At 57.9% G+C, this 21,822-nt stretch carries 24 protein-coding genes and 1 tRNA gene; 9 read left to right on the top strand and 16 right to left on the bottom strand.

Annotated elements, in window-relative coordinates:
• Positions 1-30: 30 nt before the first annotated feature.
• The 5 genes from AC2FAJ_RS13390 to AC2FAJ_RS13370 all read left to right on the top strand — a co-directional run bounded on the left by AC2FAJ_RS13390 (position 31) and on the right by AC2FAJ_RS13370 (position 4,310).
• Positions 31-150, top strand: a complete 120-nt coding sequence (locus tag AC2FAJ_RS13390) for a GpE family phage tail protein (protein ID WP_041908052.1) — start codon at positions 31-33, stop codon at positions 148-150.
• On the top strand, positions 143-2,422 hold the full coding sequence (locus AC2FAJ_RS13385) for a phage tail tape measure protein (RefSeq protein WP_485454235.1): 2,280 nt from the start codon (positions 143-145) through the stop codon (positions 2,420-2,422). The genes AC2FAJ_RS13390 and AC2FAJ_RS13385 overlap by 8 nt, the downstream gene beginning before the upstream one ends.
• A gap of 11 nt (positions 2,423-2,433) precedes the next feature.
• Positions 2,434-2,898 carry a phage tail protein gene (locus AC2FAJ_RS13380; protein ID WP_041908056.1) on the top strand — a complete coding sequence of 155 codons (465 nt, stop codon included), beginning with the start codon at positions 2,434-2,436 and terminating at the stop codon, positions 2,896-2,898.
• Complete coding sequence (locus AC2FAJ_RS13375; RefSeq protein ID WP_041908058.1) at positions 2,895-4,043, top strand: phage late control D family protein; 1,149 nt, start codon at positions 2,895-2,897, stop codon at positions 4,041-4,043. The genes AC2FAJ_RS13380 and AC2FAJ_RS13375 overlap by 4 nt, the downstream gene beginning before the upstream one ends.
• Before the next feature lie 66 nt (positions 4,044-4,109).
• A complete protein-coding gene (locus tag AC2FAJ_RS13370; RefSeq protein WP_045631357.1) occupies positions 4,110-4,310 on the top strand; it encodes an ogr/Delta-like zinc finger family protein in 201 nt (66 codons plus the stop codon).
• 83 nt (positions 4,311-4,393) lie between these two features.
• Here the strand turns inward: AC2FAJ_RS13370 and AC2FAJ_RS13365 are convergent.
• A tRNA-Ile gene (locus tag AC2FAJ_RS13365) sits at positions 4,394-4,469 on the bottom strand.
• Positions 4,470-4,593: 124 nt separating this feature from the next.
• Here AC2FAJ_RS13365 and mug point away from each other — a divergent pair.
• A complete protein-coding gene (gene mug / locus AC2FAJ_RS13360) occupies positions 4,594-5,100 on the top strand; it encodes a G/U mismatch-specific DNA glycosylase (RefSeq protein ID WP_008503183.1) in 507 nt (168 codons plus the stop codon).
• A 102-nt stretch (positions 5,101-5,202) separates the two neighbouring features.
• Here mug and rpoD read toward each other — a convergent pair whose 3' ends face one another.
• The 3 genes from rpoD to rpsU all read right to left on the bottom strand — a co-directional run bounded on the left by rpoD (position 5,203) and on the right by rpsU (position 9,277).
• Positions 5,203-7,047 carry an RNA polymerase sigma factor RpoD gene (rpoD, locus tag AC2FAJ_RS13355; RefSeq protein ID WP_028014473.1) on the bottom strand — a complete coding sequence of 615 codons (1,845 nt, stop codon included), beginning with the start codon at positions 7,045-7,047 and terminating at the stop codon, positions 5,203-5,205.
• Positions 7,048-7,200: 153 nt separating this feature from the next.
• Positions 7,201-8,946, bottom strand: a complete 1,746-nt coding sequence (gene dnaG / locus AC2FAJ_RS13350) for a DNA primase (RefSeq protein ID WP_028014472.1) — start codon at positions 8,944-8,946, stop codon at positions 7,201-7,203.
• A 115-nt stretch (positions 8,947-9,061) separates the two neighbouring features.
• Positions 9,062-9,277, bottom strand: coding sequence for a 30S ribosomal protein S21 (rpsU, locus tag AC2FAJ_RS13345; protein WP_001144069.1), 216 nt, complete (start codon positions 9,275-9,277; stop codon positions 9,062-9,064).
• A 236-nt stretch (positions 9,278-9,513) separates the two neighbouring features.
• Here rpsU and tsaD point away from each other — a divergent pair, with 236 nt between their 5' ends.
• The gene (gene tsaD, locus AC2FAJ_RS13340) at positions 9,514-10,527 is read left to right on the top strand and encodes a tRNA (adenosine(37)-N6)-threonylcarbamoyltransferase complex transferase subunit TsaD (RefSeq protein ID WP_024906472.1); all 1,014 of its coding nucleotides are present in this window, start codon (positions 9,514-9,516) and stop codon (positions 10,525-10,527) included.
• A gap of 47 nt (positions 10,528-10,574) precedes the next feature.
• Here the strand turns inward: tsaD and ureG are convergent, their stop codons facing one another.
• The 10 genes from ureG to plsY form a co-directional block, all read right to left on the bottom strand.
• Entirely contained in the window at positions 10,575-11,192 is a 618-nt protein-coding gene (ureG, locus tag AC2FAJ_RS13335) for an urease accessory protein UreG (RefSeq protein ID WP_008503187.1), read from the bottom strand.
• A gap of 9 nt (positions 11,193-11,201) precedes the next feature.
• Positions 11,202-11,876: an urease accessory protein UreF gene (locus tag AC2FAJ_RS13330; protein ID WP_485454234.1), complete on the bottom strand. Its 675-nt coding sequence runs from the start codon at positions 11,874-11,876 to the stop codon at positions 11,202-11,204.
• Positions 11,876-12,415, bottom strand: coding sequence for a HupE/UreJ family protein (locus AC2FAJ_RS13325; protein WP_045631355.1), 540 nt, complete (start codon positions 12,413-12,415; stop codon positions 11,876-11,878). The genes AC2FAJ_RS13330 and AC2FAJ_RS13325 overlap by 1 nt, the downstream gene beginning before the upstream one ends.
• 9 nt (positions 12,416-12,424) lie before the next feature.
• On the bottom strand, positions 12,425-12,883 hold the full coding sequence (gene ureE / locus AC2FAJ_RS13320; protein ID WP_485454262.1) for an urease accessory protein UreE: 459 nt from the start codon (positions 12,881-12,883) through the stop codon (positions 12,425-12,427).
• Positions 12,884-12,892: 9 nt separating this feature from the next.
• Entirely contained in the window at positions 12,893-14,596 is a 1,704-nt protein-coding gene (ureC, locus tag AC2FAJ_RS13315; protein WP_060572101.1) for an urease subunit alpha, read from the bottom strand.
• Complete coding sequence (locus AC2FAJ_RS13310) at positions 14,589-14,903, bottom strand: urease subunit beta (RefSeq protein ID WP_041908070.1); 315 nt, start codon at positions 14,901-14,903, stop codon at positions 14,589-14,591. Before AC2FAJ_RS13310 ends, ureC begins: the two co-directional genes overlap by 8 nt.
• Positions 14,904-14,913: 10 nt before the next feature.
• On the bottom strand, positions 14,914-15,216 hold the full coding sequence (locus AC2FAJ_RS13305) for an urease subunit gamma (protein ID WP_041908071.1): 303 nt from the start codon (positions 15,214-15,216) through the stop codon (positions 14,914-14,916).
• Between the two features lie 10 nt (positions 15,217-15,226).
• The gene (locus tag AC2FAJ_RS13300; RefSeq protein ID WP_485454233.1) at positions 15,227-16,054 is read right to left on the bottom strand and encodes an urease accessory protein UreD; all 828 of its coding nucleotides are present in this window, start codon (positions 16,052-16,054) and stop codon (positions 15,227-15,229) included.
• 116 nt (positions 16,055-16,170) lie between these two features.
• A complete protein-coding gene (locus AC2FAJ_RS13295) occupies positions 16,171-17,637 on the bottom strand; it encodes an MFS transporter (protein WP_485454232.1) in 1,467 nt (488 codons plus the stop codon).
• Between the two features lie 92 nt (positions 17,638-17,729).
• Positions 17,730-18,344 carry a glycerol-3-phosphate 1-O-acyltransferase PlsY gene (plsY, locus tag AC2FAJ_RS13290; protein WP_014833311.1) on the bottom strand — a complete coding sequence of 205 codons (615 nt, stop codon included), beginning with the start codon at positions 18,342-18,344 and terminating at the stop codon, positions 17,730-17,732.
• Between the two features lie 107 nt (positions 18,345-18,451).
• Here plsY and folB point away from each other — a divergent pair, with 107 nt between their 5' ends.
• Complete coding sequence (folB, locus tag AC2FAJ_RS13285; RefSeq protein ID WP_045261137.1) at positions 18,452-18,820, top strand: bifunctional dihydroneopterin aldolase/7,8-dihydroneopterin epimerase; 369 nt, start codon at positions 18,452-18,454, stop codon at positions 18,818-18,820.
• Between the two features lie 108 nt (positions 18,821-18,928).
• Positions 18,929-19,750, top strand: a complete 822-nt coding sequence (gene bacA, locus AC2FAJ_RS13280) for an undecaprenyl-diphosphate phosphatase (RefSeq protein ID WP_028014459.1) — start codon at positions 18,929-18,931, stop codon at positions 19,748-19,750.
• A 13-nt stretch (positions 19,751-19,763) separates the two neighbouring features.
• On the opposite strand, the gene AC2FAJ_RS13275 is transcribed toward bacA, so the two are convergent.
• Together AC2FAJ_RS13275 and AC2FAJ_RS13270 are read right to left on the bottom strand one after the other, a co-directional pair.
• Positions 19,764-21,005: a multifunctional CCA addition/repair protein gene (locus tag AC2FAJ_RS13275; RefSeq protein WP_059358418.1), complete on the bottom strand. Its 1,242-nt coding sequence runs from the start codon at positions 21,003-21,005 to the stop codon at positions 19,764-19,766.
• Positions 21,006-21,065: 60 nt separating this feature from the next.
• Positions 21,066-21,686: a TIGR04211 family SH3 domain-containing protein gene (locus AC2FAJ_RS13270; protein ID WP_028014457.1), complete on the bottom strand. Its 621-nt coding sequence runs from the start codon at positions 21,684-21,686 to the stop codon at positions 21,066-21,068.
• Between the last annotated feature and the right edge of the window lie 136 nt (positions 21,687-21,822).

Raw genomic sequence — 21,822 nt, 5'->3', positions numbered from 1 at the left:
TTTCCTGAAAATCTGTCGGTCGACGATCTGATGGCGGATATCGCGGTGATATTTCACTGGCCGCCGTCAGAGCTGTACACCCTGAGCGTGACCGAACTCCTCTTATGGCGCGAAAAAGCGCTGCAGCGAAGCGGAAACCACCATGAGTAATAATGTCAGACTTCAGGAATTGCTTAAGGCTGTCGACCGGGCAACCCGACCGCTTAACGCTCTCCATAACGCCAGCCTCACTCTCGCGAACGATATCCGCGATGCGCAGGTGGCGCTCGGGGCACTCGATGAGCAGGCGGGGCGTATCAACGGCTTCAGGAAAGCAAACGGCCAGCTCGCCATGACGGAGCAGTCCCTTGCTCAGGCGAAACAGCAGGCAGCGGCGCTGGCGGTACAGTTTAAAAACACGCAAAACCCCACCCAGGCACAGGCTGATGCGCTGTCCGCGGCCCGAAAATCGGCAGCCGATCTTAAGCTTGAGTACAACAGCTTACGCTACTCGGTACAGCGTCAACGTGCTGAGCTCGCACAGGCGGGGATAAACACGCGCACGCTTTCGTCGGACGAGCGTCGTCTACGAACCAACATCAGCGAGAAAACGCAGCAGCTTAACCGGCAGCGGGATGCGCTGGCCCGCGTCAACCAGCAGCAGGAGCGGCTGAGTACCGTTCAGAACCGCTACGAGTCAGGCAAGCGCGCTATCTCGCGAGTGCAGCAACTGGCTAATGCGGGCGTGAGTATGGCAAAAGCGGGCTTTGACCAGACGTCCCGCTTTATGGCGCCAGGCATCAGTTTTGAAAAACAGATCTCTGCCATTCAGGCAAACCTTGGCCTGGAGAAGGGAGACCTCCGGCTTGAGGCCATTCGCCGGCAGGCACGGGAAGTTAGTGTTAGCACCGGAACGCCTGCGGATGCGGTCGTCCGGACACAGAGCGAACTGGCCCGTTCAGGCTATGACGCCGATGGAGTGCTTGTGGCCACTGTGCCAACTATCAACCTCAGTCAGGCGGGGAATATCGACGCTGCAAAAGCGGCCGATATTATCAGCAGCACGCAGGCCGCGTATAACCTGGCAGATGCAGATGCCGGACGCATCGCAGACGTGCTTACGCGCGGTTTTACCTCTTCGAATACCAGCCTCGCTGAGATGGCGGCGGCCCTGAACGCCGCTGCGCCAGCCGCGGACGCCGCTGGTATGGGGCTTGAAGAGACAACGGCGCGGCTTGGCGTTCTGGCGGAAAAGGGGATGTACGGTGCCGCCGCCGGGGACGCGCTCAGCGCGATGTTGCGCCATGTTCAGACTCCGGATGCCATAAAAGCCGCAGGGGCGCTGGTTTCCGCCGCGGGTGATGGATCGCTTGATGAAAAACGTAAGCAGCTGCAGGGGGCAAAGGGCAGTACCGCGCTCGCGGCTTCCGTTCAGACCGATAATCTTGACGGCGATATCAACCGATTCCAGGCCGCGTGGAGCGGGTTGAAGATTGACGTGTTCGATAAAGCAGATGGCGCTCTGCGCAACCTGATAACAACCGCAACCGGCTGGCTCAGCACGGCCACCCTTTGGGTGAATGCCAACCCTGAGCTGACGCAGACCCTGGCCAGCATTGTTGTCGGTGCGCAGGCGTTTGCTGGCGTACTGGGCGGCGTAGGAACGGTTATCGCCCCGGTTCTGACGGGCGTCAATATGGTTATTACCGCGGCCGGGATATTGGGAACGGTATTCAGCGTGGTGGGCGGCGCCATCATGACGGTGCTGGGTGCCCTTAGCTGGCCGGTGATTGCCCTTGGCGCGGCGATTGCCGCCGGAGCCTTGCTGATTTTTAAATACTGGGAACCCATCAGCGCCTTCTTTGGCGGGGTGATGGAAGGGCTTTCGACGGCCTTCGCACCGCTGGGGGCGATGTTCTCACCGGTGATAACGGTATTTGATGCTATCTCGGAGAAGCTGGGCGGTATCTGGCAATGGTTCACCAATTTGGTTGCGCCGATCAAGGCGACGCAGGAAACGCTGGATGGCTGTAAAAATGCTGGCGTGATTTTTGGGCAGGCGTTGGGCGATGCGTTAACGGCACCGCTTGATCTCTTTAACAGCCTGAGCGGCAAGGCCAGCTGGCTGCTGGAGAAACTCGGTCTTATCAAAAACGAGTCGGGGAATCTCGACTCCGCTGCGGCAAAAGCAGAAGCGGCATCCTCTCCTGTGGGCAGCTCTTATATTCCGGGTACGGGGACCTATGGCGGTTACCAGGGGTATCAGCCAACCATCGCCACAGGGGGACGCTCTTACGTCGATCAGAGTAAAAGCGAGTACAACATCACGCTGCAGGGGGGCACGGCCTCCGGAATGGATCTGACGCGTCAAATCCGGGAGGCAATAGAGAATAGTGAACGTGAACAAGCGAGACGGCGGCAATCCAGCTTTATGTCTGGTTGAGGAGAGAGAAAATGTTAATGGTGCTGGGTCTGTTTGTCTTTGAACGACGAACCTTACCGTATCAGACAATGCAGTTTACAAAGGACTACCGCTGGGCGTCCAACGATCGCATCGGGAAGCCCAAAGCCTGGCAATATCTTGGCGAAGGTGAGACCTCCTTTAGCCTCACCGGCGTACTTTACCCGGAGCTCACGGGAGGGCGGCTTTCTCTCAAGGCGGTTGAGCTGATGGCGAATGAAGGGCGGGCATGGCCGTTGATAGATGGTACCGGCATCATTCACGGCATGTTTATCATTGAGAAAGTCACGCACACGCATTCGGATTTTTACAGTGATGGTACCGCGCGAAAAATTGAATTTTCCCTGTCGCTAAAACGCGTGGACGAATCGCTGATGAAGATGTTTGGCGATCTGAGAACGCAGGCTGAAGAGCTGGTGACTAGCGCACGTAATAGCATTGGAGGGCTGGTGGGATGATCGCCGAGATGAATATCCGGGCGGGCGGCAAAATCGCCCCTGACTTTATGCTTAAGCTTAACGACCGTGATATCACGCAAAATTTCAGCCACCGCCTTATCAGTTTATCCATGACCGACAAACGTGGGCTGGAAGCCGATCAGCTGGATATTCAACTGGATGATTCCGATGGGCTGTTAGACCTGCCAGCCCGGGGAGCAACGCTCTCCTTATGGCTGGGGTGGGAGGGAGCTCCGCTCCAGCCGAAAGGGAACTTCACGATCGACACAATTGAATTTCGGGGGGCGCCGGATACCCTGACCATTCGGGGATGCAGCGCGGATTTTCGTGGGAAGCTAAACGTACGGCGCGAACAGTCGTGGCATGACACGACGATCGGCGCGATAGTCACTACTATCGCTCAGCGGAACCAGTTGACCACAAGCGTTGCGGCTGGGCTTTCATCCATTGCCATTTCTCATATTGACCAGTCTCAGGAGACTGACGCGGCGTTTCTCACCCGCCTGGCCGAACGCAATGGTGCATTTGTTTCCATCAAAGCCGGGAAGGTCATTTTCATGAAAGCGGGCCAGGCCGTGACGGCCAGCGGCACAGCGATTCCCTTAATGATGATTGAACGTGGGGATGGCGATCGGCACCTTTTTTCCGTCGCCGACCGTGAAAGTTATTCCGGCGTGACGGCCAAATGGCTGCAAACGCGCGATCCAAAACAGCAAAATCCTCAATTGAGTATTAATCGCCAGATTGGGGGGCAGCCCACAGAGGTGCTACAGCATCCGGATGCCGCCGCGTCGGGAGCTAAAGGCATGGAGCCGAAGCCGCAAGAGAGGCTGGTGGGATCGGCGGAGAACGTGTTTGAGCTTGCTACGGTGTATGCGTCTGAAGAGCAGGCGCTCAGGGCTGCGGAGGCGAAGTGGCGCGCGCTTCAGCGGGGAACCGTGAAATTTTCTATCCAGCTGGCGCTGGGGCGAGCCGATCTGTTTCCCGAAACGCCGGTGCTGGTTAACGGCTTTAAACGAGTCATTGACGAGCAGGCGTGGATCATCAGCGAAGTGGTTCATACGCTGAGCGGGAGTGGATTTACCACGCAGCTGAACCTTGAGCTGAACGTCACCGACGAAAAATTTTCTGTGGATAGAGAGTAATTCATTTGCCATTACGTTGTTTTTGAGTATCATTGATTCACATAAAGTGAATTAAACGGAGGGTATATGTTTCATTGTCCTAAGTGCAAGCATTCAGCGCATGCGCGTACCAGTCGCTATTTAAGTGAAAACACCAAAGAGCGCTATCATCAGTGCACCAATGTGGACTGCAGCTGTACGTTCGTGACGATGGAATCCGTGGAGCGTCTGATTGCAACTCCTGGCGCTTCTGAACGTGTCCGAACGGCTTCGATGAGTCACGGTTAACGGCGGTACCACCGGCTCATAAAAAACCAATAAAAAAGCCACTCAATCGAGTGGCTTAATTCTTTGATTCTACATCTAAAATTTGGTGGCCCCTGCTGGACTTGAACCAGCGACCAAGCGATTATGAGTCGCCTGCTCTAACCACTGAGCTAAGGGGCCGTGGCGGTGAATTATAAAGTAACTCCCCGCAGCAATCCAGCCATTCACACCTGCCTGCTGTTTTTATAAACAACGCATTATCAATCCTTTATACTTCCATAACGACGTATCAGCGGGAGTAAAGATGATCAACGACATTCTGGCCCCTGGCCTGCGGGTGGTGTTTTGCGGAATCAACCCGGGAAAGTCCTCGGCGCACACCGGCTTTCACTTCGCCCATCCGGGCAATCGCTTCTGGAAGGTGATCTATCAGGCCGGGTTTACCGACAGGTTACTCAAGCCGGAAGAGGAGCAGCACCTGCTGGACACGCGCTGCGGGATCACCATGTTGGTCGAGCGGCCGACGGTACAGGCGAGCGAGGTCAACCTGCATGAGCTGCGCAGCGGCGGGCGGGAGCTGGTGAAGAAGATTGAAGACTACCAGCCAGCCGCGCTGGCGATCCTCGGTAAGCAGGCCTACGAGCAGGCGTTCAGCCAGCGCGGGGCTAAGTGGGGCAAGCAGAGCATCATGATTGGCGTTACGCAGGTGTGGGTCTTGCCGAACCCGAGCGGGCTCAACAGAGCGACGCTGGATAAGCTGGTGGAAGCCTACAGGGAGCTGGATGAGGCGCTGATGGTGCGGGGGCTTTAGCTCCTTTGCGGCCTGATGCCCTTACCCTGGCCCTCTCCCACGGGGAGAGGGAATAAACAAAAAAAAAGCTCCCGATTGGGAGCTTTTTGCTGTTTATCAGGATTAGTCGTCCAGGAAGCTACGCAGCACTTCAGAGCGGCTTGGATGACGCAGCTTACGCAGCGCCTTCGCTTCGATCTGACGGATACGTTCGCGTGTCACGTCGAACTGTTTACCCACTTCTTCCAGCGTGTGGTCGGTATTCATGTCGATACCGAAACGCATACGCAGCACTTTTGCTTCACGGGCGGTCAGGCCAGCCAGAACGTCGTGAGTGGCGGCACGCAGGCTCTCGGTGGTGGCAGAGTCCAGCGGCAGCTCGAGGGTGGTATCCTCGATGAAATCCCCCAGATGCGAATCTTCATCGTCACCGATCGGTGTTTCCATGGAGATTGGCTCTTTGGCGATCTTCAGCACTTTACGGATCTTGTCTTCCGGCATCAGCATGCGCTCGGCCAGCTCTTCCGGCGTCGGCTCGCGGCCCATCTCCTGCAGCATCTGGCGGGAGATACGGTTGAGCTTGTTGATGGTCTCAATCATATGAACCGGAATACGGATGGTGCGTGCCTGGTCCGCGATAGAGCGGGTGATCGCCTGACGGATCCACCATGTCGCGTAAGTAGAGAACTTGTAACCACGACGGTATTCAAACTTATCTACCGCTTTCATCAGACCGATGTTGCCTTCCTGAATCAGATCCAGGAACTGCAGACCGCGGTTGGTGTATTTCTTGGCGATAGAGATAACCAGACGCAAGTTCGCCTCAACCATCTCTTTCTTCGCACGGCGCGCTTTCGCTTCACCGATGGACATACGACGGTTGATGTCTTTGACCTGCTCGATGGTCAGGCCGGTCTCTTCTTCAATTTGCTGCAGCTTCTGCAGACCGCGATAGACATCGTCCTTCACGTCGTGCAGTTTTTCAGACCAAGGCTTGTTCATCGCGATAGCCGCGTTGAACCAGGTTTCGCTGGTTTCGTTGCCGGTGAAGAGGGTGATGAAGTTCTTCTTCGGCATTTTGCACTGTTCAACGCACAGCTTCATGATGATGCGTTCCTGGGTGCGTACGCGATCCATCATCACGCGCATGCTGTTTACCAGGTAGTCGAACTGTTTTGGCACCAGGCGGAACTGTTTGAACACTTCAGACAGCTTCAGGATCTCTTCCTGAGCGGCGGCATGGCTGCGACCTTTCGCTTTGATGGTGTCACGCGTTACTTCGTACTGGGTACGCAGTTCGGCAAACTTCTCGCGCGCCAGTTCCGGGTCGATGCTGTTGTCATCGTCCGCGCTGTCGTCGTCTTCTTCCTCATCTTCATCTTCGTCGTCATCCATCTCTTCCTGAGACAGCTCAGAACCGACGTGAGTGGCGGTAGGCGCCATATCTTCTTCAGCGTTCGGGTCGACAAAACCGGTGATCAGGTCAGACAGGCGCGCTTCTTCCGCTTCAACACGATCGTACTGCTCCAGCAGATAGGTAATCGCTTCCGGGTATTCGGCAACAGAGCACTGAACCTGGTTGATCCCGTCTTCGATGCGTTTTGCGATGTCAATTTCGCCTTCGCGGGTCAACAGTTCAACGGTACCCATTTCGCGCATGTACATGCGGACCGGGTCAGTGGTACGCCCGATTTCAGATTCCACGCTGGACAGGACCTGTGCAGCAGCTTCTTCCGCATCTTCGTCAGTGTTGTTGGAGGTTTCAGCCAGCAACAGATCATCGGCATCCGGTGCTTCTTCCATCACCTGAATGCCCATGTCATTGATCATTTGGATGATGTCTTCGATCTGGTCTGAATCGACGATATCTTCCGGCAGATGGTCATTGACCTCGGCATAGGTCAGATAGCCTTGCTCCTTACCGCGTTGGACAAGAAGTTTCAGCTGTGACTGCGGGTTTTGCTCCATAAGACGGTATCCACACTTAATTCGTTTGATTGGTGTCGGCGATGGTGCTGCCAACCTTTAAAGCGAGGGCGTACTTATATTTTTGCCGCTGCCTCTCAGTGCGGCTGCCGGGGGCTTCCCGATCGATATTCGGCACTTAAGCCGTTAAATTTTTTATTTCTTCGCCAGTTCCTGGTTAATCATCCAGAGCTCCCGGCGTTCTTCGCTGCTTAAGCCATGGGTGCGCTCGCGAGCTATCAACTCTTCCTGGCGCAACTCAAGCATCGAATCAAACATATGGTTGAGCGAGTCGGTGAACGTTTTTTCTGCAATTTCCTTATCTGCTATATCGTCCCACATCGACAGTTTTTCAAGGGTAGCGGCCTCTTTTGTGCCGCGATAATGCTCTAAAAGTTGTCCGGTGGTCAGACCTGGCTGAGACAAACAAGTGTTGACCAGTTCTGAAAATAAGCCAAGTCCGGGCAACTTTTCGTGGTTCAAACCCGCCAGCGACGGCACTTGCGGAGCAAGTTCGGGGTTTTGCACCAGTAACCCTATCAGTATACGCATGGTTGTGCGTTTTAGCTGAGGCGCGGGGCGAACCGTGCCGTTTTCAGCCTGTTTAGGCATTAAACGTTCAAGCTGGCTGTCATCCAGGATACCGAGCTTGTTGCCTAACTCCTGACGCAGGTAGATGCGCAGCGTTTCGCCGGGCACCTGGCTGATTAACGGCAGCGCCAGGGTACTGAGCTGCGCGCGCCCGTCAGGGGTACTCAAATCCACCTGCGGCATCAGGCTGTTAAACAGAAACGTCGAGAGCGGCTGTGCCTGCTCCATCCGCGCTTCGAATGCCGCTTTGCCCTCTTTACGCACCAGCGTATCCGGGTCTTCACCGTCGGGCAGGAACATAAAGCGTAGCTGACGTCCGTCGGTCATATACGGCAGTGCGGTTTCCAGCGCTCGCCAGGCGGCGTCGCGTCCGGCTCGGTCACCGTCGTAACAGCAGATGACGTTGTTGGTCACCCTGAACAGCAGTTGAATATGATCGGCAGTGGTGGACGTACCTAACGACGCAACCGCGTAGTTAATGTCGTACTGCGCCAGCGCAACGACGTCCATATAGCCTTCGACGACCAGCAGACGCGGAGGTTCCGCATTGTCCTGCTGCGCCTCATAAAGACCGTACAACTGGCGGCCCTTATGGAAAATATCGGTTTCCGGAGAGTTGAGGTATTTCGGCAGGGCATCACCCAGCACGCGACCACCAAAACCAATTACCCGGCCACGCTTGTCGCGGATCGGGAACATCACCCGTTCACGGAAGCGGTCGTAGCTTCGTCCCTGGTCGTTAGTGACCAGCATGCCTGCGTCGATGAGGGATTTACGATCTTCGCTATTGCCGCCAAAACGCTTTAACACGTTGTCCCAGCCGGGCGGGGCGTAACCAATAGCGAAACGCGCAATCACATCGTCGCTCAGTCCGCGCTTGTTCAGATACTGACGCGCAGGCTCAGCCGCAGAGTGCTTAAGAGACTGTTGGTAAAACGAATTCAGGCCATCCATCAGTTGATACAGCGTTTGCCGCTGATGGCGCTCGATCTGACTTGGCCCACTGCCTGCTTCATACGGCACTTCAAGATTATGCATCGCCGCCAGTTCTTCGACGGTTTCAACGAACTCGAGCTTGTCGTAGTTCATTAAAAAATCGACGGCATTACCGTGTGCGCCGCAGCCGAAGCAATGGTAAAACTGCTTTTCACCGTTTACGGTGAAGGAGGGGGTTTTTTCGTTATGGAACGGACAGCACGCATGGTAGTTCTTGCCCTGCTTTTTCAGCTTTACCCGCGCGTCGATGAGATCGACGATGTCGGTTCTGGCGAGCAGGTCATTGATGAAAACGCGTGGGATTCTTCCGGCCATATGCCCCAAAAATTTAAGCGACTTATAAACGAAAACAAGCCGCGCATTCCTTCCGGAAGCACGGCCTTACGACTACTACTCTGTCTGTCAATTGAGGGCGTTGGCCCTCAACAGATTAGTACAGACGAGTACGGCGTGCGTTTTCGCGAGCCAGTTTCTTCGCGTGACGTTTCACAGCGGAAGCTTTAGCGCGCTTACGTTCGGTCGTTGGTTTTTCATAAAACTCACGACGACGAACTTCAGCCAGAACACCTGCTTTCTCGCATGAACGTTTGAAGCGACGCAGTGCTACGTCGAACGGCTCGTTTTCACGTACTTTAATTACCGGCATGTAACTCTCACCTTTAATAAATTCGGTTTGCCGCTGGCATCAACGCCAGCTTATTTCAAAATGGTGCGGAATTTTACTGCAAATGCTGCTGCTTTGTAAAGCACCGATGCGATTTTGAAAGGGACTTTAATAAGGGTGAGGAGTATACACGAGCCTTCTTCCTGGGGCGAACAAAGTTTTACATCAACCCGCCCAGGCTCTACACTGCGCGGTATTGAAACGAGGTAAAACAAGTCATGCGTGTACTGGGTATTGAAACATCCTGCGATGAAACCGGCATCGCCATTTACGACGACGAAAAAGGGCTTCTGGCCAACCAGCTGTATAGTCAGGTGAAATTGCACGCTGACTACGGCGGCGTCGTACCTGAACTGGCCTCTCGTGACCACGTGCGTAAAACGGTTCCCCTGATTCAGGCGGCGCTGAAAGAGGCCGGATTAAGCTCAACCGATATTGACGCCGTAGCCTATACCGCAGGGCCGGGTCTGGTCGGTGCGCTGCTGGTCGGCGCGACGGTTGGCCGTTCGCTGGCCTTCGCGTGGGACGTTCCCGCCATTCCGGTTCACCACATGGAAGGGCATCTTCTGGCGCCGATGCTGGAAGAGAATCCGCCCGAATTCCCGTTCGTGGCGCTGCTGGTTTCCGGCGGGCATACCCAGCTGATTAGCGTAACGGGTATTGGCAAGTACGAGCTGCTGGGCGAGTCGATCGACGACGCCGCCGGTGAAGCGTTCGATAAAACCGCCAAGCTGCTGGGCCTGGATTACCCGGGCGGCCCGATGCTCTCTAAAATGGCGTCGCAGGGAACGGAAGGGCGCTTTGTTTTCCCGCGTCCGATGACCGATCGTCCGGGGCTGGATTTCAGCTTCTCCGGGCTGAAAACCTTCGCGGCGAACACCATCCGCAATAACGACGACAGCGAGCAGACCCGCGCCGATATCGCCCGCGCGTTTGAAGACGCGGTAGTGGATACGCTGATGATCAAGTGCAAGCGCGCGCTGGATCAGACCGGGTTTAAGCGCCTGGTGATGGCGGGCGGCGTCAGCGCCAACCGCACGCTGCGCGCGAAGCTTGCGGAGATGATGCAAAAGCGTCGTGGGGAAGTGTTCTACGCGCGTCCGGAATTCTGTACCGATAACGGGGCGATGATCGCCTACGCCGGGATGGTGCGCCTGAATGCGGGGGCAACGTCCGACCTGAGCGTGTCCGTGCGTCCGCGCTGGCCGCTGGCGGAACTGCCTGAGGCGTAACCCCCTCACCCTAACCCTCTCCCCACAGGGGAGAGGGACATTTACGACTACACCCGCAGCATCCCTTTCTCTTCCAGAAACGCAATAATCGTCCCCAGACCGTCACCCGCCTTCAGGTTGGTAAACGTCCACGGGCGCTCGCCGCGCATGCGGTTGGTATCGCGCTCCATTACCTCCAGCGACGCCCCGACGTAGGGCGCAAGATCGGTTTTGTTGATCACCAGAAAATCGGATTTGGTGATCCCCGGTCCGCCCTTGCGCGGGATTTTTTCCCCTTCGGCCACGTCGATCACGTAGATGGTCAGGTCCGCCAGCTCCGGGCTGAAGGTCGCGCTCAGGTTGTCGCCGCCGCTTTCCACGAAGATCAGATCCAGATTACCGAACTTCTCGCTGAGAGCTTCTACCGCCGCGAGGTTCATTGAGGCATCTTCGCGGATGGCGGTATGCGGGCAGCCGCCGGTCTCTACCCCCACGATGCGCTCTGGCGCAAGCGCGCCCGCCTCGGTGAGGATGCGCTGATCCTCTTTGGTGTAGATATCGTTAGTGACCACCGCCAGATGGTACGTGTCGCGCATCGCCTTGCAGAGCGCTTCCAGCAGCGCGGTTTTGCCCGATCCTACCGGACCGCCCACGCCCACGCGCAGGGGATGTTTGTAATCAGCCATGTTGACTCCTCAGGAACGGAATAGTCGTGAATATTGTGTTTCGTGGCGCGCGGAGGCGATGGCCGACAGTGGCGTAGCTGCCCCCAGCGAGTCGTCGCCACGTAAAAATGCCTGTTCAAACCCGGCGGCAAAATGGTCGCTCAGCTCGATAATCAGCTGCTGCGCCGCCTGCTGTCCGAAGGGGACGAGCTTGACGCCCGCCATCACCGCGCTCTCTATCCAGCTGTAGCCGAGGCTCAGCGCCAGCTCGCGCGCGCCAATGCCCCAGCGCACGCCGAGCCACGCCATGCCGCAGAGCTGGCTCTGTGCAAACAGCGACAGCCACTCTGCCGGGCAGTTCGGCTCCCAGCTTTTAATCAGGCGCGTAAAGGCCGCCCCACGGTTGCGCTCCTCTTCGCGCAGCTCGCGCGTTTCCCGGCAGGCGAGCAGATATGCCGTCCAGCGTTTTGCTGCCGCGACGTCCTGCTGTTCGCAGGCCCGGAACAGCCGGATAAACATCGGCAGATCGACGCAGAAAAAGCTCTGCTCCATCTGCTGGATCTGCCAGCGTTTAAAGGCGTCGGCGTTCGCGACCCAGCCCGCCTCTACGGCCCACTCCAGCCCCTGCGACCAGGTAAACGACCCGACCGGCAGGCTGCTGCTGGAGAGCTGCATCAGGCGCAGCCGCTGGCGTGCATGCTCCATCAGCTCATCAGCGCCAGCAGGGCGGAGACGATCAGCCCGCCGCCGAAGGTTTTACGCAGCCCGTCGTGACGGCGCAGCAGCAAGCCTGCGGCGAAACTGGCGCACAGCACCGTCGCGCTGGCCAGCATAAAACCGCTGGTGAACAGCCAGAAGCTGTGGCCAGACATCTCCACGCCGTGCGCCCAGCCGTGGAACATCGCCAGGGCAGGCACCGCCAGCAGCAGGCGGTTTTCGGTTTTAAACATCATCACGCCGCAGACCGCCAGCGAGGCGATAATCAGCATCTCCATGCCGCTGAAGCCGCCGAGCAGGCTGCCCGCAATGGCACCAACAAGCATCATGCCGAGGGTGGCAAACGGCAGCAGGAGCTTGCGGCCGCTCAGGGCAGACAGCACGCCAGCCCCGGTCAGCATCAGCAGGTGATCCAGCCCGGTCAGCGGATGGAGAAAACCGGCCTGAAAGCTGTCGGCGCCGTGGCCGGGATGCGCGAGCGCGGGAACGGAAAAAGCTAGCAGTAACAGCGGTAAATACTTACGCATGATTGATCCTTAATGTGAATGAGCGTGAGAGTGACTGTGGGTATCGCTGGTGTAAGCGCCCGCTTCCGGTTCAAACGGCAGGCTGGCGAAGGTTACCTCCAGCCCGAACTGGCGCAGCATGTCGTCGAGAACGTGATCGTGGTGATAGCGCAGCTCGCCGGGCATGACCTGCAGCGGTACGTGGCGGTTGCCCAGGTGGTAGCAGGCGCGGGCGAGCAGGAACGGATCGGCGCAGCGCACCACGGAAACCGACTCCGGGGCGGCGATCACTTCGATCACTTCGCTGCCGTCGTCGGTGGTCAACAGGTCGCCCCCGCGCAGCAGCAGCCCGCGCGGCAGCATCAGTCCGGCTTCGCGGCCGTCGTTCAGCGCCACGCGAGCGCGGCTTTTCACCCGCACGTCAATCGGCAGCGTGACGCTGGCGGTAGTCGGATGCGCGTGGTCCAGGCGTTGGGTTAAATAGATCATCATGACTCCTTAAAACAGAAAATAGCGTTGCGCCATCGGCAAAACCTTTGCCGGTTCACTGGTGATCAATTCGCCGTCGACGCGTACCTCATAGGTTTGCGAGTCAACGGTGATATTCGGCTGTAAATCGTTGTGGATCATGTCGGCCTTTTTCACTGACCGGCAGCCTCTCACCACCGCGGTGGCGCTTTGCAGTCCGAGCCGCTGCGGAATGCCGCTGGCATCAGCGGCCTGCGAGACAAACGTCAGCCGCGTGGCGTGGCGTGCGGCGCCCAGCGCGCCAAACATCGGGCGGTAATGCACCGGCTGCGGCGTAGGGATCGAGGCGTTGATGTCGCCCATCGGCGCGCAGGCGATCATCCCGCCTTTGACGATGGTGGCGGGTTTGACGCCAAAGAAAGCGGGGGACCAGACCACCAGATCCGCCAGCTTGCCCGCCTCAATCGATCCCACTTCATGGGCGATGCCGTGGGTCAGCGCCGGGTTGATGGTGTATTTGGCGACGTAGCGCTTCACGCGGAAGTTATCGTTATCGCCCGTCTCTTCCGGCAGCGCGCCGCGCTGCACCTTCATGCGGTGCGCCACCTGCCAGGTGCGGATAATCACTTCCCCGACTCGGCCCATGGCCTGCGAATCTGACGAGGTGAGCGAGAACGCGCCGATATCGTGCAGCACGTCTTCCGCGGCGATGGTCTCCCGGCGAATGCGGGATTCGGCAAACGCCACGTCCTCGGCGATATCCGGGTCAAGGTGATGGCAAACCATCAGCATGTCGAGGTGCTCGTCGATGGTGTTCACCGTGTAGGGCAAGGTAGGATTGGTGGAAGAGGGCAGAATATTCGGGTGCGCGCAGGCGGTGATGATATCCGGCGCGTGGCCGCCGCCCGCCCCTTCGGTGTGGAAGGTGTGGATGGTGCGCCCGCCGATGGCCGCCAGCGTGTCTTCGACAAACCCGGACTCGTTCAGCGTGTCGCTGTGCAGCGCCACCTGAATATCCATCTCTTCGGCCACCTCCAGCGAGCAGTTGATGGCCGCTGGCGTCGCGCCCCAGTCTTCGTGGATCTTAAGCCCGATGGCACCCGCCGCGATCTGCTCGCGCAGCGCGTCCGGGTTTGAGCCGTTCCCTTTGCCCAGAAGGCCAATATTCACCGGCAGCGTATCGGCGGCCTGCAGCATGCGGGCGATATACCACGGCCCCGGCGTGCAGGTGGTGGCGTTTGTACCTGCCGCGGGGCCTGTGCCGCCGCCGATCATGGTGGTGACGCCAGAGACCAGCGCCTCTTCCGCCTGCTGAGGGCAGATCCAGTGGATGTGGGTGTCGATCCCGCCTGCGGTGACGATCTTCCCTTCGGCGGCAATCACTTCCGTTGCTGCGCCAATCGGGATCGTCACGCCGGGCTGAATGTCCGGGTTCCCGGCTTTGCCGACGGCGAAGATCCGCCCGTTCTTCACGCCGATATCGGCCTTCACGATCCCCCAGTGGTCGACGATCAGCGCGTTGGTGAGAACCAGATCCACGCAGCTGTCAGCGGTCATCTGCCCCTGGCCCATGCCGTCGCGGATCACCTTCCCGCCGCCGAACTTGACCTCTTCGCCGTAGACCGTGAGATCGTCTTCCACTTCGATCCACAGCTCGCTGTCCGCCAGCCGCACCTTATCCCCGGTGGTGGGGCCGAACATGTCGGCATACGCCTGACGTGAAATTTCAGCCATGTTTCACCTCGCCCATGACCTCGCCGCGAAAGCCAAAAATGCGCTGCGCGCCTGTCACCAGCACCAGCGTCACCTCTCGCTTCTGGCCTGGCTCGAAGCGCACGGCGGTGCCCGCCGGAATGTTCAGCCGGTAGCCCCTGGTGGCTTCGCGATCAAACTTCAGCGCCGGGTTGACCTCGTAAAAGTGATAGTGCGATCCGACCTGGATCGGCCTGTCGCCGTGATTTTCAACAACAACACTTTGGGCTTCACGCCCGACGTTGATCGCAATAGTGCCGGGCTGGATCTGGTATTCACCTGGGATCATCACGTGCTCCTTACACGATCGGGTTGTGGACGGTGACGAGCTTGGAGCCGTCCGGGAAGGTGGCTTCCACCTGAATATCCGGGATCATCTCCGGCACGCCCTCCATCACCTGATCGCGCGTCAGGACGTGGCGGCCCGCCTCCATCAGCGCGGCGACGGTTTCGCCGTCGCGCGCGCCTTCCATGATGAAGGCGCTGATCAACGCGACCGATTCCGGGTAGTTGAGCTTTACCCCGCGCGCAAGGCGGCGTTCGGCAACCAGCGCGGCGGTAAACAGCAACAGCTTGTCTTTTTCTCTGGGGGTCAGTTCCATAACGTTTCTCTTATGTCTGCCAGATGCGCGGCGAACAGGCGGTTTTGGTAGTAAGAAGCGGGCGAAGCGACTGCCAGATGTCGCGCATCGCCCGCTGGCAAATCAGGTTGTCGTGGGAGAGAAAACGCACCGACAGCAGAGCGTCGGTGAGCGTTGCCCCCGCAAAATGGCCCAGAGGCGCGAGCAGCGCGCGCACGGTGTCGAGATGATCTTCCCGGGCCGGATAGAACAGCAGTGTGCCGATCCACGGGTGTCCGGCAACGGGCGTGAGATCGCCGTCGCCGAGGTGCTGGCGCTCTATCAGGCGCGGTTCGTCATCCACCCACACCTCAAGGCGGCTCTCCAGCGTGCCGTGGCTGAAGGTCTCACCGATTACCGGGCGGCCCAGGCAGTACAGCTCCCACGCCAGCAGCGTGCTGGAGGCCTTCAGGTGGAAGACGGAACGCAGCGCGGCATTCGCACCGGGGAAGATAATGGTGTCCTGCGGCAGCCACTCCAGCGTGGCCTCTTCGTCGAGGTAAAAGTGCTGACTGAGGCAGGCCAGCGGGCCGCTGCTGCGATAGAACTTGCTGGCGCCGGGCATGGTAATGAGGGCATGGCTTTTGGCGTCGAGCCGCACGGAAATATCCAGCGTATCTCCGCCGACAATTCCGCCTGGCGGGTGCAGCAGGTAAAGGTGGCAGGTTTCACCTTCGGGATAAAACGGACGCTGAACGGTGAGCGGTCCGATGTGACGCGCGGAATGGAGGAGGGTTTTCTCAGGGGTATGACAAAACTGGAGGGCAAGCGAGGCCTGCCAGCCTTCGTACGAATTATCAGTGACCTGAGCTGCTAACATGGTGCTTCCATTTCCACACTATCGGGGTACGTTTCAGTATGCCCTGGTGGAAATGAAGGCTGTCATATGAGTCGCTTATGGATAAAAAACCGGCTCATGTGAGCCGGTTTGCGAGACTAGCGGTAATCTTCTGCATCCACATCATACCCGGACGGCTCCCAGCGGATCGCCAGCAGCGACGCCAGGCCGATAAACGGCGCCAGCGCAATCACCCAGAACACGGCGGTGTCGAGCGAAGCAACCAGCAGCGGGAACAGGAACAGCGACAGCGTGGAACTGCTGCGCATCAGCGTCTGGTTGAGGCCCACGCCTACGCCGCGCAGGGAGGTCGGGTAGCTCAAGGACGCAAACGTCATGGTATGCGCGCCCGGGCCAAATCCCTGACCGAACAGGAAAAGCGCCAGCATCGCCACGGCAAGCACCCCTTCAGAAGCACCGTCCGGTCGACCAATCAGCGCCAGTCCCAGCAGCGCCACAAGCTGACAGGCGTAACCCGCCAGCGACATCCGCCACGCGCCAAAGCGCGGCACATAGCGCACCGCCAGTAATCCGCCGATAAACGCAAAAAGCAGGTTCAGCGCCAGCGAGATCACAATAGTGGTCAGCATAGACTGCACGAAGAAGCTTGAAATAATCACCGGCAGGCCAAAGGCCACGGCGTTATAGGCGAACGAGGAGACGACGGACAGCAGCGTGGCGAGCGTGGTACGCCGCAGATAGATGCCGCGGAACAGGTTCAGATAGTTCGACCATTTGGCTTTATTCACGACAGGCGCAGGCTGGGTGAGCGCATCCTGCGGGACGTGGGCGTTAATATTGTACGACTGCCGTAAAATGGACGCCGCCTCTTTCAGGTTGCCCTGATTCGCCGCCCAGACCGGCGATTCGCTCATATAGCGGCTGCGGATGGCGATAATCACCAGCGCGGGCACCGCGCCAAAGCCGAGGATCAGGCGCCAGAGCCAGTCGCTGTGGCTTTCCGGCAGCACGGCGTAGAAGAACAGTACCAGCAGGTAGGAGACGCTGATGGCCGCATACCAGGTGGGGCACCACATCGCGACGCTGGACGCTTTGTTTCCCGGACCTTTCAGTCTGGCGAACTCGCTGAGAAACGCCATCGCTACGGGAAGGTCGATCCCCACGCCAAGGCCCATCACAAAGCGCGCGCCCGCCAGCACATATTCATTCGGGGCCAGCGCGCAGGCGATAGCGGCGACGACAAAGAATACCATGTCGGCCATAAAGACGCGGTAGCGCCCGATTTTATCCGTGAGGTAACCGCCGAGCAGCGCCCCGACAATCGCACCAAAGGTAATTGCCGAGGCCACCATGCCGGTACCGGCGGGCGTCAGGTTAAATTCGCGGGTAATGTCTTTGATACCAAAGGCCAGTGCACCCAGATCGTAGGCATCGAGGAAAATTCCCCCGAGTGCGATACCCACCACGATTCGGGCGTTAGCCCGGCCCTGTGAGCCGTCATTAACGAGACGTGAAACGTCCGATGCACTGCGCACCCACTGAATGTCGCCATCAGGGGGAATTCCTGCCGTTGAAAGGGGAGTTGTGTCTGTGATTTCTGCCATTTTCTTTTTGTGTAGTGGTGTTGTGTATCTAACAGTTACCACAGGCAGAAGGTGACAAAAATCACATTTGGTTATAAGGCATAACTAACCGCCTACTCGGGATCTTTTTTCTTTCGCTTGAGCTTCGTCCAGATCTTCGTTTCCTGGCGTCGCCACAGGCGCTGGATATTGTCGTGATGACGCAGCAGGATCAGGCAGGAGAGCATCGATACCGGGAAGGTGAATTGGGGTTTAAACCACCAGACGTAAAACGGGGCGATCAGCGCGCTGACGATGGCACCCAGCGACGAATAGCCGCTCAGCAGAATGGTCAGCAGCCAGGTCCCGGCCATGACGCCGGTTAAGTCCCATCCGATGGGCGCGATGGCACCAAAGGCGGTCGCCACCCCTTTGCCGCCTTTAAAGCCGAAGAATACGGGCCAGATATGGCCGACGCAGGCGGCGATGGCGATGAGCCCCAGCCAGAACGGCGTGACGCCCAGCGCATACGCGCCCCAGACGGGTAGCATCCCCTTCAGAACATCAAAAATCAAAACCGCTACGGCTGCTCCCTTGCCGCCAATTCGAAGCACGTTGGTCGCTCCCGGATTCCCGGAACCACTTTCACGCGGGTCAGGTAACCCGGCAATGCGGCAGACCAGAATGGCGCTGGAGATTGAGCCGCAAAGATAGGCGAGGAGGATCATTCCAGGCGCGATTGCACTCATAACGCTGTTCCGTTTAGAAAATGTATCTGTATTCTCAGCATCTGTGGATAATACGCATAATTCGCCGGAAGTGGTATCCGGTTTAGCCAAAAAGCAGGCAGGTCGTGATGGATATTGTATTTATAGAGCAACTTTCGGTAATCACCACAATTGGTGTTTACGACTGGGAACAGACCATCGAGCAGAAACTGGTGTTCGATATCGAAATGGGATGGGATAACCGCAAATCGGCAAAAAGCGATGACGTGAATGACTGTCTGAGCTATGCCGACATCAGCGAAGCGGTGATCGGCCACGTGGAAGGACAGCGTTTTGCGTTGGTGGAACGGGTGGCGGAAGAGGTGGCGGATCTGCTGCTGACCAAATTCAACTCACCGTGGGTACGCATTAAGCTGAGCAAGCCGGGGGCAGTGGCGCGCGCGGCCAACGTAGGCGTGATTATCGAGCGTGGCACAAATCTGAAAGGAAACAATTAACGTCATAATTGCTAAACCATTTTAGGTTATATCGGTCTTAAGGCTGTATCTTTCACGGTAGCCGTTAGGGGCGACCGTTTTTTTATATCTTTTTTTAGGGGTTTATAGATGAGCGATATGCACTCGCTGCTGGTGGCGGCAATTCTGGGTGTGGTCGAAGGATTGACGGAGTTTTTACCGGTTTCCAGTACGGGCCATATGATTATCGTTGGCCATCTGCTGGGCTTCGAAGGCGATACCGCAAAGACGTTTGAGGTGGTAATTCAGCTGGGCTCGATTCTGGCGGTGGTGGTGATGTTCTGGCGTCGCTTGTTTGGCCTGATCGGCATCCACTTTGGCCGTCTGCCGCAGCGTGAAGGAGAGGGCAAAGGCCGCCTGACGCTGATTCACATCCTGCTCGGGATGATCCCGGCGGTGGTATTGGGGCTGGTATTCCACGACACCATTAAATCGCTGTTTAACCCGATTAACGTCATGTACGCGCTGGTGGTGGGCGGTTTCCTGTTGATTGCCGCGGAAGTGCTGAAGCCAAAAGTCCCGCGTGCGGAAGGCCTGGACGATATGACCTATCGTCAGGCGTTTATCATTGGCTGCTTCCAGTGTCTGGCGCTGTGGCCGGGCTTCTCCCGTTCAGGTGCGACCATTTCAGGCGGGATGCTGATGGGCGTGAGCCGCTATGCGGCTTCCGAGTTCTCGTTCCTGCTGGCGGTGCCGATGATGATGGGCGCCACCGCGCTGGACCTTTACAAAAGCATTGGCTTCCTGACTACTGGCGATATTCCGATGTTTGCCGTGGGCTTTATCACCGCCTTTATCGTGGCGCTGATTGCCATCAAAACCTTCCTGCAGCTGATTAAGCGTATCTCGTTTATTCCGTTCGCGATCTACCGCTTTATCGTCGCGGCTGCGGTGTACGTGGTCTTCTTCTGATAACCGATTGCCCTCAGTCTTTCGGCTGAGGGCAACGCTTTTCCTTCCACGCGGTAACCGCGTCAATCCGCCGTTTGGTTAGCTCCTCGCGAATCTCCGGGCCTTTAAATCCTGCCTCAACCACGTCTTTCGTTGGCACCGCTTTTGCGACTTCCCACGCTTCGCGCAGCAAACGCCCCTGGGGATAATCGGACGCTTCAAACCCGGTGCGGCCGCGCACGTCCGCTTCGCTGGTGAGCGCAATCTGCTCCACGCGCTGCGGCTTGCGCCAGGCGTCGATATTATCGAACAGTTTCACGATGGTGGCGGGCTTCAGGATCGGGAAGGTATGGATCAGGTCGTGGAACTCGGCGACCAGCTTTGCCAGATCGCGGATGTCATTCGGCACGCGCAGACGCTGGCAGAGCCCGTCAACCAGCTTTACCCCCGCCGGACCGTGCCCGTGATGGCGCGGCCAGAACTCTTTCGGCGTTAAGCCTTTGCCGAGATCGTGGCACAGGGTGGAAAAACGTACGTCCACCTCAGGGCTGAGCATGGCGGCCATGCTCAGCGTCATCAGCGTGTGCACGCCGGTATCAATTTCGGGATGCCATTTCGCCGGTGCGGGCACGCCAAACAGCGCGTCGATTTCCGGGAACAGCACCTTCAGCGCGCCGCAGTCGCGAAGAACCTGGAAAAAGACCTGCGGGTTGCGGGTGGTGAGGGCATTTTCCGTCTCTTTCCAGACGCGCTCCGGCGTCAGGTGTTCCAGCTCGCCCGCCTCGGTCATGGCCGTCATCAACGCCATCGTCTCATCCGCAATACGGAAGCTCAGATGCGCGTAACGCGCGGCAAAACGCGCCACGCGCAGCACGCGGAGCGGATCTTCAGAAAATGCCGGGGAGACGTGACGCAAAAGACGATCGCGCAGGTCGTCCTGCCCGCCGTAGGCGTCGATGATATGGCCGTTTTCGTCCTGGGCCAGGGCGTTAATGGTGAGATCGCGGCGCAGCAGATCCTGCTCCAGCGTCACATCCGGCGCGGCGTAGCAGGTGAAGCCGGTATAACCGGAACCGGATTTCCGTTCGGTACGCGCCAGGGCGTACTCTTCCCGGCTTTTCGGATGCAGGAACACGGGAAAATCGCGGCCTACCTGCTGGTAGCCCGCGTCGAGCATCTCTTCCGGGGTGGCGCCCACCACCACCCAGTCTTTATCTTTGACCGGCAGACCTAACAACGCATCACGTACCGCACCACCGACCAGATAACTCTTCACGCCCAACTCTCCCGTTTTCTCTTTTCCAGAATGATACGTAAGTCTGGCAGAGAAGACGAATTAGTTCATCCAGCGATCTTTACGCTTACGGCTTGGGATCAGATGTGGCAGAACCAGACCCAGCACCAGACCAACGCCCAGCACGCCGCCACCATACATAAACCACTGCATGATAATGGTGCGCTGTTTGTCATCAAGCTGCAGGTTCGCGGCGTTCACTTTTTTCTGCGCGACGATCAGCTCGTTTTTGAGCTTTTGATTCTCTTCTTTCAGACCGTTGATCACGCCGTCGCTCTGCGCCACTTTCTGCTGCATTTCAGCGGTGCGCTGGTTCCAGGTCCCGTCAATGTTGTTCAGCTTGTCGGTGAGGGTCTTCACCTGGTTTTCCAGATCCGGCACGCGGGTGCGCAGGCTTGGCACGGTGCTCAGCTCTTTCATTGGGATCCAGGAGGTACGGCCGGAACTGTCGCGAACCTGACCGTAATTGGTCTCCGCGTTGGTCTGCAACAGGGTGACTTCCTCGCCGGCATTCACCGTGCCCACGAGGCGATAATTGTCTCCGGGGCCACTGCGCACCCAGGTGTTAAGTTCGTCAGAAACGTAACGCTTCTCTTCAGCGTGCACTGCGGTTGCGGCGCTAAAAGCGAGTAAAGTAAGTCCAATCAGGCGTAATTTAAGCATCATTAGTCGTTATTTTCATAAAAAGTGGAACGATAGTAGTGGCAACAGTGTCTCTACGCAAAGCATTCATCAGCAATCAGAATCATCTGTGTCACGACTCTACACATTTACGCCCGACAAATTGCTCATTGCATGG

The organism is Enterobacter cloacae complex sp. 385G4, from assembly GCF_057320665.1.
The sequence above is the reverse complement of the archived record's forward strand: the minus strand, read 5'-3'. Positions and strand labels throughout refer to the sequence as shown.

Excerpts from the sequence above, each read along its gene's own strand:
- tsaD (WP_024906472.1), top strand. The coding sequence starts at position 9,514 with ATGCGTGTACTGGGTATTGAAACATCCTGCGATGAAACCGGCATCGCC.
- AC2FAJ_RS13305 (WP_041908071.1), bottom strand. The coding sequence starts at position 15,216 with ATGGAACTGACCCCCAGAGAAAAAGACAAGCTGTTGCTGTTTACCGCC.
- AC2FAJ_RS13380 (WP_041908056.1), top strand. The coding sequence starts at position 2,434 with ATGTTAATGGTGCTGGGTCTGTTTGTCTTTGAACGACGAACCTTACCG.
- AC2FAJ_RS13370 (WP_045631357.1), top strand. The coding sequence starts at position 4,110 with ATGTTTCATTGTCCTAAGTGCAAGCATTCAGCGCATGCGCGTACCAGT.
- AC2FAJ_RS13325 (WP_045631355.1), bottom strand. The coding sequence starts at position 12,415 with ATGCGTAAGTATTTACCGCTGTTACTGCTAGCTTTTTCCGTTCCCGCG.
- AC2FAJ_RS13390 (WP_041908052.1), top strand. The coding sequence starts at position 31 with ATGGCGGATATCGCGGTGATATTTCACTGGCCGCCGTCAGAGCTGTAC.
- plsY (WP_014833311.1), bottom strand. The coding sequence starts at position 18,344 with ATGAGTGCAATCGCGCCTGGAATGATCCTCCTCGCCTATCTTTGCGGC.
- AC2FAJ_RS13295 (WP_485454232.1), bottom strand. The coding sequence starts at position 17,637 with ATGGCAGAAATCACAGACACAACTCCCCTTTCAACGGCAGGAATTCCC.
- rpoD (WP_028014473.1), bottom strand. The coding sequence starts at position 7,047 with ATGGAGCAAAACCCGCAGTCACAGCTGAAACTTCTTGTCCAACGCGGT.
- AC2FAJ_RS13300 (WP_485454233.1), bottom strand. The coding sequence starts at position 16,054 with ATGTTAGCAGCTCAGGTCACTGATAATTCGTACGAAGGCTGGCAGGCC.
- bacA (WP_028014459.1), top strand. The coding sequence starts at position 18,929 with ATGAGCGATATGCACTCGCTGCTGGTGGCGGCAATTCTGGGTGTGGTC.
- AC2FAJ_RS13375 (WP_041908058.1), top strand. The coding sequence starts at position 2,895 with ATGATCGCCGAGATGAATATCCGGGCGGGCGGCAAAATCGCCCCTGAC.
- mug (WP_008503183.1), top strand. The coding sequence starts at position 4,594 with ATGATCAACGACATTCTGGCCCCTGGCCTGCGGGTGGTGTTTTGCGGA.
- ureC (WP_060572101.1), bottom strand. The coding sequence starts at position 14,596 with ATGGCTGAAATTTCACGTCAGGCGTATGCCGACATGTTCGGCCCCACC.
- rpsU (WP_001144069.1), bottom strand. The coding sequence starts at position 9,277 with ATGCCGGTAATTAAAGTACGTGAAAACGAGCCGTTCGACGTAGCACTG.
- dnaG (WP_028014472.1), bottom strand. The coding sequence starts at position 8,946 with ATGGCCGGAAGAATCCCACGCGTTTTCATCAATGACCTGCTCGCCAGA.
- ureG (WP_008503187.1), bottom strand. The coding sequence starts at position 11,192 with ATGGCTGATTACAAACATCCCCTGCGCGTGGGCGTGGGCGGTCCGGTA.
- AC2FAJ_RS13270 (WP_028014457.1), bottom strand. The coding sequence starts at position 21,686 with ATGCTTAAATTACGCCTGATTGGACTTACTTTACTCGCTTTTAGCGCC.
- AC2FAJ_RS13330 (WP_485454234.1), bottom strand. The coding sequence starts at position 11,876 with ATGGAGCATGCACGCCAGCGGCTGCGCCTGATGCAGCTCTCCAGCAGC.
- ureE (WP_485454262.1), bottom strand. The coding sequence starts at position 12,883 with ATGATCTATTTAACCCAACGCCTGGACCACGCGCATCCGACTACCGCC.
- AC2FAJ_RS13310 (WP_041908070.1), bottom strand. The coding sequence starts at position 14,903 with ATGATCCCAGGTGAATACCAGATCCAGCCCGGCACTATTGCGATCAAC.
- folB (WP_045261137.1), top strand. The coding sequence starts at position 18,452 with ATGGATATTGTATTTATAGAGCAACTTTCGGTAATCACCACAATTGGT.
- AC2FAJ_RS13385 (WP_485454235.1), top strand. The coding sequence starts at position 143 with ATGAGTAATAATGTCAGACTTCAGGAATTGCTTAAGGCTGTCGACCGG.